Origin of the sequence: Paraburkholderia sediminicola (assembly GCF_902859805.1) — a bacterium.
Classification (GTDB): Bacteria; Pseudomonadota; Gammaproteobacteria; order Burkholderiales; family Burkholderiaceae; genus Paraburkholderia; species Paraburkholderia sediminicola.
The window spans coordinates 630,274-642,339 of the sequence record NZ_CADIKC010000002.1 but is presented as its reverse complement, the minus strand read 5'-3'; the positions used below and the strand labels follow the sequence as shown (position 1 = coordinate 642,339).

10 protein-coding genes are annotated in these 12,066 nt (G+C 61.8%); 6 read left to right on the top strand and 4 right to left on the bottom strand.

Annotation, left to right across the window (positions count from 1 at the left end; translation table 11 throughout):
- Positions 1-9 precede the first annotated feature (9 nt).
- From R8871_RS11420 to R8871_RS11405, 4 genes are all read right to left on the bottom strand, one after another.
- Positions 10-1,332, bottom strand: a complete 1,323-nt coding sequence (locus tag R8871_RS11420) for an MFS transporter (protein ID WP_175050535.1) — start codon at positions 1,330-1,332, stop codon at positions 10-12.
- A 259-nt stretch (positions 1,333-1,591) separates the two neighbouring features.
- Positions 1,592-2,491 (bottom strand): LysR family transcriptional regulator, encoded by a 900-nt coding sequence (locus R8871_RS11415; protein WP_175050534.1) that lies wholly within the window; start codon positions 2,489-2,491, stop codon positions 1,592-1,594.
- Positions 2,492-2,649: 158 nt separating this feature from the next.
- Positions 2,650-4,122 (bottom strand): NAD-dependent succinate-semialdehyde dehydrogenase, encoded by a 1,473-nt coding sequence (locus R8871_RS11410; RefSeq protein WP_175050533.1) that lies wholly within the window; start codon positions 4,120-4,122, stop codon positions 2,650-2,652.
- 287 nt (positions 4,123-4,409) lie between these two features.
- Positions 4,410-5,426: a LacI family DNA-binding transcriptional regulator gene (locus R8871_RS11405; protein ID WP_175050532.1), complete on the bottom strand. Its 1,017-nt coding sequence runs from the start codon at positions 5,424-5,426 to the stop codon at positions 4,410-4,412.
- 36 nt (positions 5,427-5,462) lie between these two features.
- Here R8871_RS11405 and R8871_RS11400 point away from each other — a divergent pair, with 36 nt between their 5' ends.
- From R8871_RS11400 to R8871_RS11375, 6 genes are all read left to right on the top strand, one after another.
- Positions 5,463-5,606 (top strand): hypothetical protein, encoded by a 144-nt coding sequence (locus tag R8871_RS11400; RefSeq protein WP_175050531.1) that lies wholly within the window; start codon positions 5,463-5,465, stop codon positions 5,604-5,606.
- A 25-nt stretch (positions 5,607-5,631) separates the two neighbouring features.
- Positions 5,632-6,771 (top strand): ABC transporter ATP-binding protein, encoded by a 1,140-nt coding sequence (locus tag R8871_RS11395; protein WP_175050530.1) that lies wholly within the window; start codon positions 5,632-5,634, stop codon positions 6,769-6,771.
- 86 nt (positions 6,772-6,857) lie between these two features.
- Positions 6,858-8,111: an ABC transporter substrate-binding protein gene (locus R8871_RS11390; RefSeq protein ID WP_246287530.1), complete on the top strand. Its 1,254-nt coding sequence runs from the start codon at positions 6,858-6,860 to the stop codon at positions 8,109-8,111.
- 75 nt (positions 8,112-8,186) lie between these two features.
- Positions 8,187-9,092 (top strand): carbohydrate ABC transporter permease, encoded by a 906-nt coding sequence (locus R8871_RS11385; protein WP_175050529.1) that lies wholly within the window; start codon positions 8,187-8,189, stop codon positions 9,090-9,092.
- A 19-nt stretch (positions 9,093-9,111) separates the two neighbouring features.
- A complete protein-coding gene (locus R8871_RS11380) occupies positions 9,112-9,963 on the top strand; it encodes a carbohydrate ABC transporter permease (RefSeq protein WP_097394315.1) in 852 nt (283 codons plus the stop codon).
- A 37-nt stretch (positions 9,964-10,000) separates the two neighbouring features.
- Positions 10,001-11,965: a beta-galactosidase gene (locus R8871_RS11375; RefSeq protein WP_175050528.1), complete on the top strand. Its 1,965-nt coding sequence runs from the start codon at positions 10,001-10,003 to the stop codon at positions 11,963-11,965.
- The last annotated feature ends 101 nt before the right edge of the window (positions 11,966-12,066 follow it).

The window sequence follows — 12,066 nt, the reverse complement described above, 5'->3', positions numbered from 1 at the left end:
TCAGAGCGCTCAGATGCGCGGGGCAGGGTCACCGGTCGCGAGCGAGGCGGCTTCATCTTCAGCCGGCGTGACACGCATCACGAGCGCGATGATCGTCGCGACCACCAGAAACGCGGCGATCGTCAGCAAGGCCAGCTTGAAGTTGCCGGTGGCGTTGCGCACCAGCCCAATGCTCCAGGGACCGACCAGCCCTCCGAACTGTGCGATGGTGTTGATCAGCGCAATCGTCGCGGCGCCCGCGGCACCGGTTCTGAACGACGACGCGAGGCTCCAGAACAGCGGGTTACCCGCATAGATGAACAAGCCGGTCAGGCACAGCAGTGCGTAGGCGATCACAGGGTTCGGCGCGTATGCACTACCGGCAATCGCCAATGCGCTCATGCCGTACACGAAGGCGAGGTGCTTCTTGCGGTCGCCCGTGCGGTCGGAACTGCGGCTGGTCAGGAAGGTGCCCAACACGCCAAGCAGCGGCGGCGCGGCGGACAGAAAACCGACCTCGATGTTGCTCAGATGGCCGAGGCTTTTAACGATCTGCGGCAGCCACAGGAACAGGCCATAGATGCCGACCAGCGCGCAGCCGAACAGACACGCGAGACTCCACACGCGGATGTCGCTCGCCACACGCAGCAGCGGAAAATGCGTGCTACCGCCGACAGCTTCGCGTTCGGCTGCGAGCGTCGATTCGAGCCAGCGCTTTTCGTCGTCGGAGAGCCATTTGGCGTCGGCCGGACGTTCGGTCATGATGCGCAGCGTCAGCAAACCGAGCGCCATCGCCGGGATGCCTTCGAGGATGAACATCCATTGCCATCCCTGCAAACCGAGAATGCCGTTCGCGTAGGTCATCAAAGTTGTCGAGATCGGACCGCCCAGCACCGCCGAAAACGAACCCGCGATGATGTAGCCGCCCACCGCGCGCGCCCGGTAGCGCACCGGAAACCATTTCGTCAGATAGACCGCCACGCCAGGCAAAAAGCCCGCTTCCATCACGCCCAGCAGAAAGCGCAGCACATAGAAGCTCGAGTCGTTGAATACAAAAGCGGTGGCTGCCGCAACCGCGCCCCACGTCAGCAGAATGCGCGCGATCCAGCGGCGCGCGCCGACCCGGTGCAGCAACAGATTGCTCGGCACTTCCAGCAACATGTAGCCGACAAAGAAGATGCTGCCCGCGAAACCGAACACGGCTGGACTGAAGCCCAACTGCTTGTTCATGTCCAGCGCGGCGAATCCGATATTGATCCGGTCCAGATAGTTGAAGAACATCATCGCAAAGAGCAGGGGCATTAATCGCCCGTACACTTTGCGCATGGTGGCGGCTTCGTCGAATGAGGTCATGCTGTCTCCTACCTTGCTGCGACGGCGTCATGAGCCGTCGCGGCGTTCTTATGGTTGGCCTGCCGGATCGAATGCCGACAGTGTCCCGTTGGCCGCGCGTTTGACGGCCCGGCTTCAGGGGTTGCCGCTTGTGCTCGCACGCGCTGATGCTGATGCTGATGCGCTCGTGAACGGACAACGGCTGAAGCATGAAGTCAATGATAAGAACGCCCGGACGGAGAGTCCAAGACCGCTTGCTTATGCTTGTATAGGTATTTACTTATAGTGTGGCGTCAGCAAGCGGCGCGGGGAGACAGGCGAGGAAAGCTCGCAGATGCGGTGAGGCGTCGTCGGTGCGGAAGGTGGCGGCGAGCGTCGATCGGTATGACGAGCCGGGACCGCTGAGGTGGCGGAACACGACGTCCGTGCGCCCATGCTTCGCAACCGATTCGCCGATGAAGGTCACGCCGAGGCCCGCAGCTACGAGTGCAATCGCGGTCTGAATTTCATAGGCCTGGTGAGCGACGACTGGGGTTACGCCCGCATCGCGATAGAGCGTCTGCACCGAGCGTTTGAACTGCGCATTCTGGTGCTTCGGATACAGAATCAAGGGCGTATCGGCGAGCTCGGCGATTCGCACGGTCTTGTGCGCCGCGAGCGGATGACCCGGTTCGAGCGCGACCATGACACGCTCGCGCAGCAGCGGATAGGACGTGCAGCCGTCAATCGCAAGCGGCTGCCGCCCGATGCCGATGTGAATGCGCATGTCGCGCAATGCATCGGTTTGCTCCTCGGTAAGCAATTCGAAGAGCTTGAGTTCGACCTGCGGGAACGCGTTGTGAAACGCTTTGAGCGCGGGCGGCAGGATGCTGTACATCGCCGAGCGCGTGAAGCCGATGCTGAGCCAGCCGCGCCGGCCGACGCCGATTTCTTGCGCCGTAAGAGACACCTGTTCCAACGAACCCAGTATCTGACGCGCCTCCGTGCAGAGGTAATGGCCGGCTTCGGTCAGACTCAACGGGCGTCTTGCCCGATCGACCAGCTGCGTGCCGAGCCGCTCTTCGAGTGAACGGATCTGCTGACTGAGCGCGGGCTGCGCAATATGCAAGCGCTCGGCGGCGCGGCTGAAATTGAGCTCCTCCGCCAGAATCACGAAGCATTGCAACGCCCTAAGATTCATATCCGTGTTTCCTGATCTTCAGTACTTCAGTAGGAAGAGGATAACGGGTTATGCGGTGGACGGTGCAATGCCGGTGTGCCGGGGGAGGTTCCGGCGCCGCAGCAGCTCCTCGAAGCTGCCGCGTTGGGGCGCCGGATCATGGAGCGCGCAGCGGCTTCTTAATCCAGTCCGCCCTGGCACAGATACTTGATCGACATGTAATCGTCGAGCCCGTACTTCGACCCTTCGCGGCCGTAGCCCGATTCTTTTACCCCGCCAAACGGCGCCGCTTCGCTCGACACAGCGCCTTCGTTGATACCGATCACGCCCGCTTCGAGCTGGGCCGCGACGCGATTGATGCGTCGCACGTCCTGCGTGTAGAAGTAGGCGGCGAGGCCAAACGGCGTGTCATTGGAAAGGCGGATCGCTTCGGCTTCATCATTGAAACGGAACAGCGGCGCCACCGGTCCGAAGGTTTCTTCGCAACAGACGATCATGTCGTCCCGTGCATCGGTCAGCACGGTCGGCGCATAGTAGTTCGGGCCGAGTTCGGTCAGGCGCTTGCCGCCAGTCAGCACTGTTGCACCGTGTTTGACGGCATCTTCCACGTGCCGGGCAATCTTGTCGATTGCACGTTCGTTGATCATCGGGCCGATCTGCGCGTCCGGATCGGTTGCGGGCGCAACCTTCAGCGCGGCGACGCGTTTCGCGAGCAGATCGGCGAAACGCGCGTAGACACCCGATTGCACATACACCCGGTTCGGGCACACGCAAGTCTGACCGCCGTTGCGGAACTTGGAGGCCATGAGACCCGTGACCGCCGCGTCGAGATCGGCGTCGTCGAATACGATGAAGGGGGCATTGCCGCCCAGTTCCAGCGACAGCTTTTTCAGCGTGCCCGCCGATTCTCGGGCGAGATGCTTGCCGACCGGCGTCGAGCCGGTGAACGTGATCTTGCGCACGCGTGCGTCGGCGAGCCAGTCAGCGACCGCCGCAATGCCCTGGTCACGCGAGGCCGACAGCATGTTCAGCACGCCGTCCGGCAAGCCCGCTTCCTGAGCGAGCGCCGCTAGCGCGAGCGCGGTGAGCGGCGTGTCTTCCGCGGGCTTGGCCACGACCGTGCATCCGGCTGCGAGCGCGGGCGCGATCTTGCGCGCGATCATCGCCAGCGGGAAATTCCATGGCGTGATCGCCGCGACCACGCCGACCGGTTCCTTCACCGCGCTCATGCGTTTGCCGCGCTGTTGCTGGGGGATCAGATCGCCGTAGATGCGTGTCGCCTCGTCGGCGAACCACGCGACGTAGGAGGCGCCGTAGGCGACTTCGCCGCGGCTTTCCGCGAGCGGCTTGCCTTGTTCCGTCGACATCAGCCTGGCGAGGTCTTCGGTATTGGCGACGATCAGCGCGTGCCAGCGGCGCAGAATCTCCGCGCGTTCGCGCGGCAGCTTGTCGCGCCATGCGGGGAACGCGCGGGCCGCGGCGTCGGTGGCGGCGCGGGCATCCGCTGCGCCACTGTTCGCGACTTCGACGATCAATTCGCCGGTGGCCGGGTTGGTGACGGGAAAGCGCGCGGCGTCGGCGGCGTCGATCCACTTGCCGTCGATCAGGTTCTGCGGGCGAATCAGTTCTTTGCGGGTCAATGCGAGAGACATCGGGGTTGCTCCTTCGGGTTGCCCTGGATGATGAAGCGAGGGCGAGTCATCGATGCGGCGGCGCGGCCGCGCGCACTCGGTCGATTGCGGGCGATTAACACGTTGATCCTACGCGTACGCCGCAGTCAAAGAAATCATCACATGGGGCCCTTGACCATACGCGGAGCGTTTTTTTTGCGCCGCCACAGCATTTTCTGCTGAATGTGGGGTGAAGCGCGCTGCGCCGCGAAACGTGGCGGCTGGCGATGGCCGTGATGGGCGGTCTGCGGTACGCGCAGGCTCGCGCCTCAATTCATGCGCCGCGGTCCCGTCGACGCCCGCACAACGAGTTGCGGCGGCGGCGCGAGCACCATCGACGGTTGCTGTTCGGGCGTCTGGATCAGCCGGATTAGACTCTCGATCGACAACTCCGCGACGGTCGACGTCTGGATCGCGACCGTCGTCAACGCAGGATGCACCTGGTGCGCCAGTTGAATGTCCGTGATGCCGATGACCGACACATCGTTCGGCACGGCGCGGCCAAGCGTGATCAACGCCTGTGCCGCGCCGATCGCGAGCAGATCGTTGGTCGCGAAAATTGCGGTGAGGTGAGAGCAGCTCGCCATCAACTGCATGCAGGCCGCGTAGCCGGCGTCGATCGAGTCGCGGATTTGCAGCACCGCGGCAGCGTCTGTTTCGATTCCAGCTTCGCGCATCACCGCGCGAAATCCGTTGGAGCGCGCATCCTGCAAGCCGCCGCACCCGTCGCCGATAAGCAGGCCGATCTCGCGATGCCCCAGTTCGAGCAGATGCTGTGCGGCAAGCGCACCCGCATGCGCAAAATCCACGGCGATGCAGGGCAGCGCAGGCGGCGCCTCAGGGTGTTCCCACATCGCCAGCAAGATCGGTGCGCTATGCGTGGCCGACGCGCACAATTCGTTGAACTTGATGTCCGTGTTCATCACGAGGACACCGTCCGCGAGTGTGCCGGCGATCTGGTTCAGATACGCACGGCCGACCTCCGCATCATCGTCAGTATTGCAAACCATTAGGAAGTATCCCGCTTTGCGTGCCGCCCGCTCGGCGGCCAACACGAACTCGGGGTAGAACGGGTTCGAGATGTTCGACAGCATCAAGGCCAAAGTCGACGACCGGCCCTCTGCCAGCGCGCGCGCGTTCAGGTTGGGCCGGTAGCCGAGATCGGCGATGGCCTTCAACACGCGTTCGGCCGTCTCCGGGCGGACCTTCTCGCGGTTGCGCAGGACGTTGGAAACGGTGGCGGCGGTGACGTGTGCGCGCTTTGCGACTTCGGAAAGAGTGACCATGTTCTGTTTATCCCATATTCAGGGAGCGCGATTCAAATGTTGCAAGCAACCGGCGACGTTGATAACTTGCTGGAAAACACCAAAGGAGACATCACCATGGCTTTTCCCTTCGAACTCGAATTTAAGCGATTAAATGCCTGCTGCACAAGAGCTGGCCGTTTATTTTTCACAAAAATTTAAGCGGTTAAATCGAGGAGGCAACAGCATGGCTACGATTCGTCTTACGAACGTGCAGAAGTCGTACGGTGACCATCCGCCGGTGATCCGGCGCGTGAATCTCGAGATTGCGCAGCATGAGTTCTGCGTTTTTCTGGGGCCATCGGGTTGCGGCAAGTCGACCCTGCTGAGAATGATCGCCGGTCTCGAAGACCTGAGCGAAGGCGAGCTGCATATCGGCGGCCGCCTGATGAACGATGTGCCCGCCGCCGGGCGCGGCGTGGCGATGGTGTTCCAGAGTTACGCGCTGTTTCCGCACATGACCGTGTTCGACAACATGGCGTTCGGCCTGAAACTCGCGAAGCAACCCAAGGACGTGATCGACCGGAAGGTGCGCGAAGCCGCGCGCGTTCTGCAACTGGACGCTTTCCTCGACCGTTATCCGAAAGCGCTTTCGGGCGGGCAGCGGCAGCGTGTTGCCATTGGCCGGGCGATCGTGCGCGAACCCGGCGTGTTCCTGTTCGACGAACCGCTGTCGAATCTCGACGCGGCATTGCGCGGCCAGACGCGTGTCGAAATCGCCCGCCTGCACCAGCGCTTCGTGAACGCGAGCGTGGTCTATGTGACCCACGATCAGGTCGAGGCGATGACCCTTGCCGACAGAATCGTGTTGCTGCACGCAGGAGCGGACGCCGAACGCTTCGGCAGCATCGCGCAGAGCGGCGCGCCGCTCGAGTTGTATCACCATCCCAAGTCGCGCTTTGTGGCGGGCTTTATTGGTTCGCCGCGAATGAATTTCATCGATGCCGTGGTCGATTCGATCGAAGCGGGCAAGGTGGCCGTCACGCTGACGGAAAGCGGCGAACGGCTGGTCGCTCACGTCGATGGCCAGCGTCTTCAGCGCGGCCAACCCGTCACGCTCGGCGTGCGCCCGGAACATCTCTGCCTCTCTGGCGACGAGCAATCCATTCAATGCGTCACGGTGCTATCGGAACGGCTCGGCGAGCACAGCTATATCCACGCGGATCACGCGGGAGGCACGCTCATCGCCAAGGCTGCGGGCGATACGCCGATCGGTTCGGGCGAGCGCATCTGCATTCACGTTCCGCCTGCCGCATGTCATCTGTTCGATGCGGACGGCGTTGCACTGCGGCGCAGCGCGTTCGAGCCCGAGCGGGTTGCCGCTTGACCGGAAAACCCTATTCCGCCAAAGAGCGGGTACATCGTCTGGCAGCGAGCCGCTGTCAGCCAACAAGGTAGTCAAGGAGACATAAGATGATTTCTCTTCGCCTTCGCCGTCTGGCATACGCGTCGGTTGCAGCCGCTCTGGTTGCAGGCACACTCTGCGCCACCGCGGCTGACGCGGCCACGCTGAGCGTCAACGTATCGGCGCGCGGTAATCAGCGCTCGACGTGGCAGGACGCGTTCGACAAGTTCAAGAAAGCCAATCCCGACGTCGACCTCAAGGTGACCTACGTCAGCGAGGAAGCGTACAAGGTGCAGATGGGCGGCTGGCTCGCCACCGATCCGCCAGATGTCGTGTCGTGGCACGACGGTGAGCGCATGGCGTACTACGCGCAACGCGGCTTGCTGGAAGACCTGTCGTCGGACTGGAGCAAGAACGGCTGGTCGCAGCAGTATGCGTCGGTGAAGGACGCCTCGACGTATAAGGGCAAGCAGTACGCCGCGCCGCTCGGTTACGACGCCTACGGCTTCTTCTATCGCAAGGATCTGTTCGAGAAGGCCGGCATCAAAGGCGAACCGAAAACGTGGGATGAATTTCTCGACGCCTGCAAGAAGCTGAAGGCCAGCGGCGTTGCACCGATCGCCGTTGCGGCGCGCGATAGCTGGACGCTTGCCGCGTGGTTCGATTATCTCGACCTGCGCATCAACGGCAACGCATTCCACCAGCAGTTGATGGCCGGTGAAATTCCCTACACCGATGCACGCGTCAAAAAGGTCTACACCGCGTGGAAAACGCTGATCGACGATCACTACTTCATCGACAACGCGCTTTCTTACGACCTCGATTCGATTGCCCCGTTCCTCGTGAACGGCAAGGCCTCGATGATGCTGATGGGCACGTTCTTCTCGGCGAGCATTCCGCCATCGGTCAAGCCGCAGACCGGTTTCTTCCGCTTCCCGGTGATCGACGCGAACGTGCCGATGGCCGAAGACGGTCCGGTCAACGTGCTGCTGATTCCGGCGAAGGCGAAGAACAAGGCCGATGCCCGCAGACTGCTTGCCTTCATGGAACAGCCGCAGATCAACGCCGATCTCGCGAAGGGTTGGGGGACGTTGCCTTCGAACAGCCAGGCAGCGGAACCTGACGACGAGATTTCCAAGGTCGGCTTCCAGACGCTTTCCAACACGAAGGGCGGCATCGCGCAGTTCTACGATCGCGACATGCAGAAGGAAATGGCCGACGAAGGCATGAAAGCGATGCAGCAGTTCTACAGCGATCCGTCGCAACTCGACGCCGTGCTCGTGCGCCTCGAAGCGACCCGCAAGCGCATCTACAAGAAGTAAGCTCCGGCGCGCCAGCAGGGCAGCAAGCGCTGGCGCTCGCCTTCGATCTCCTTCGATTTTCGACCAGGCCCGATCATGTCTCATTCCGCAGCGCGCCGCCTACCCGCGGCGCGGCACCGGCACGTCTCTACGACGCGCCGTCACCAGCACCGCGCGGCGCTTTTCTTTCTGCTGCCGGGCTGTGTGTTGTTTTGCCTGTGCGTGATCTATCCGATCATCAGCAGTATTTCGCTCAGCTTTTACAACTGGGACGGCATGACGCCGAAGACGTTCGCGGGCTTCGATAACTACATTGAACTGTTTCATGCGGACACCTTCTATACGGCGCTTAAGAACAACCTGATCTGGCTCGCGCTATTCCTGCTGGCGCCGCCGCTCGGACTGTTGTTTGCGTTGTATCTGAACCAGCATATCCGTGGCATGCGGGTCGTGAAGTCGCTGTTTTTCGCGCCGTTCGTGCTGTCGGGCGTGGTGGTCGGGCTCGTGTTCAGCTGGTTTTACGATCCCGGCTTCGGCTTGCTGCGTCTGATCGTCGGTCACGGCATTCCGGTGCTCGGCGATGCACATACCGTCACCTTCGGCATCATCTTCGCCGCGCTGTGGCCGCAAACGCCGTTCTGCATGGTGCTGTATCTGACCGGGCTCACAGGCATCAATCCCGAAGTGGTCGAGGCGGCGCGCATGGAGGGTGCGAAAGGCGTGCGTCTGCTCTGGCACGTGATCCTTCCGCAACTGCGGCCCGCCACATTCATGGCAGTCGTGCTGACCGTGATCGGCGCGCTGCGCAGCTTCGACCTGATTGCGGTGATGAGCGGCGGCGGTCCCTTCGATAGCTCGACCGTGCTCGCCTATTACATGTACGACCAGGCGATCAAGTACTACCGCGAAGGCTATTCCGCGGCGATTGCCGTTGTGCTGTTCGCCATCATGCTCGTCTACATCGTGTTCCATCTGCGCCGCATGCTGCGCGAAGAACACTGATTTCCAGGAGTCACGCGTCATGTATCCGCTTCCCGTCGAACGCTGGAAACCGCTCAACCGCACGCTGTACAAAGCGTCGCTGCCGCTTGCGCTGCTGATATGGCTGCTGCCGATGCTGGCTGTGCTCGTCACGTCGATCCGATCTTCGGACGAGTTGTCGCAAGGCGACTACTGGGGCTGGCCCAGGCATTTTGCGTTAATCGAAAACTACGGCACGGCACTCACGCAAACGCCGATGCTTCATTACTTCGCCAATAGTGTGCTGATTACGGTGCCTTCGGTGATCGGCGCGATCGTCCTCGCTTCGATGGCGGGTTTTGCTTTGGCAACCTACCGGTTCCCGGGCAATACCGCTGTGTTGTTCGCCTTTGTGGCCGGCAACTTCGTACCGATCCAGATTCTGATGATCCCGGTGCGCGACATGGCGCTGAAAGTGGGCCTCTTCAACAGTGTGTGGGCGCTGGTGATTTTTCACGTGTCGTTTCAGACCGGCTTTTGCACGCTGTTTCTGCGCAACTTCATCAAGCAATTGCCGTTCGAGATGATTGAGGCGGCGCGCGTGGAAGGGGCGAGCGAATGGACGATCTACTGGCGCATCGTGCTGCCGCTGATTCGTCCCGCGCTTGCCGCGCTAGGCATCCTCGTATTCACGTTTGTCTGGAACGACTACTTCTGGGCGCTGTGCCTCACGCAAGGCGATGAGGCTGCACCGATCACCGTGGGCGTTGCCGCGCTTAAAGGCCAGTGGACGACGGCATGGAATCTGGTTGCCGCCGGCTCGGTACTCGCCGCTTTGCCCTCCGTGCTGATGTTCTTCCTGATGCAAAAGCATTTCGTCGCCGGCCTGACTTTCGGCGCAAGCAAGGGCTGATCGCCCGTTTGCCGTCATTTAACAAAGAGACTCTCTCATGCAACTTGGTGTTTGCTACTACCCCGAACAATGGCCGCGCTCGATGTGGGCCGACGACGCGAAACGTATGGTCGAGCTCGGCATCACACATGTGCGGATCGCTGAATTCGCATGGAGCCGGATGGAACCACGCGCCGGCGAATTCGCCTGGGGCTGGCTCGATGAAGCCGTCGAGACGCTGGCCTCTGCAGGACTGAAACTCGTGCTGGGCACACCGACCGCGTCGCCGCCGAAGTGGCTGATCGATGCGCACCCGGACGTGTTGCCGGTGCGTGCGGACGGCGTGCGCTGGAATTTCGGCTCGCGTCGCCACTACGATATTTCCAGCGAAACCTATCGGCGTGAGTGCGTACGCATTGTCACTGCGATGGTGGAGCGCTATGGGCGGCATCCGTCTATCGTTGCGTGGCAGACCGATAACGAACTCGGCTGCCACGAGACCGTGCCGAGCTATTCGGGCGCGGCGCTGGCGCGCTTTCAGACGTGGTTGCAGCGTCGCTACGAGCGCGTTGAGGCGCTGAACGATGCGTGGGGCAATGTGTTCTGGAGCATGGAGTATCTGTCGTTCGATACGATCGGTCTGCCGAACCGCACGCCTACGGACGCCAATCCGATTCATCTGCTCGACTTCCGCCGCTTCATGTCGGATGAGGTGGCGAGCTTTCATCGCGAGCAGATCGACGTGCTGCGTCAGCATGCGCCCAAGGCGGATCTGCTGCACAACTTCATGGGCTTCTTCACGACCTTCGACCATTACCGTTTCGCCGAAGACAATGCGCTCGACGTGGCGGCGTGGGACAGCTATCCGATCGCGCGCACGGAATCGATCGCTCTGCCGGAGGAACAGAAAGCACGTTACGCACGTACCGCGCATCCCGACGTCTCCGCGTTCGATCACGACCGCTACCGCGCGATAGGCGCCGGCCGTTTCTGGGTGATGGAGCAACAGGCCGGGCCGGTGAACTGGGCGCCGTGGAACCCGGTACCCGCGAAGGGCATGGTCCGGCTGTGGGCTTATGAAGCGTTCGCACATGGCGCGGAACTGGTGTCGTATTTTCGCTGGCGTCAGTGTCCGTATGCGCAGGAACAGATGCATTCGGGTCTCAACTTGCCGAACAACGAACTGTCGCCTGGCGGCCTCGAAGTGCAGCAGGCGGCGCGTGAAATTGCTTCGTCCGCAGCGCTAGCCGGACTCGGCGCGCCGGCGCGCGCGGCCACCGCAGTCGTGTTCGACTACGAGACGCAGTGGATGTTCGAGATTCAGCGTCATGGCAAAACCTTCGACTATCAGACGCTGGCGTTCGACTACTACGAGGCGCTGCGTGAACTCGGTCTCGACGTCGATATCGTGTCGAGCAAGGCCGATCTTTCGCCGTACCGGTTAGTGGTGGTGCCGAGCATTGCCGTGATCGACGAGACGCTCGTCGATCAGATCGAGCGGAGTTCGGCGCAATGGGTTTTCGGCCCGAGGAGCGGCTCGAAGACTACGGCCTTTGCCATTCCTTCGAGCTTGCCACCGGGCGCATTGCAGCGCGTTCTGCCGATGCAGGTGCTCGAAGTCGAAACGCTGCGTCCGACGCTTACGCCAGCGCTTTCGATCGGAGACACGCAGGGCGTTGCGCTGCATTGGCGCGAGCACGTTCGCGCCAATGGCGAGACGACCGTCGACGCGCAATTCGACGACACGTGGCCCGCGATTCTCACGCACGGAAGGGTTCGCTATGTGGCGGGTTGGTTGTCGCATGCATTGCATCGCGAGGTCTTGCAGCGGGCTGCGAAAGATGCCGGTGTCGAGACTCAATTGCTGGCTGACGGCTTGCGCATTCGCCGACGCGGCGATCTGACCTTCGCGTTCAACTTCGGCCCGGAACCAGTGCAAGCGCCGGCGCCAGTCAATGCGACGTTCGTGCTGGGACATTCGGAATTGAAAACCGGTGACGTCTGCGTGTGGAGAAACGCGTAGGCCGTCGCGTCAATGAGTTTGGCAAGTCATAAGAAGGCGTGACTGGAGGCAAAAATTTAAGCGCTTCAACCCGGAACAGGCGGCCTCTAAAAGAACCGCCA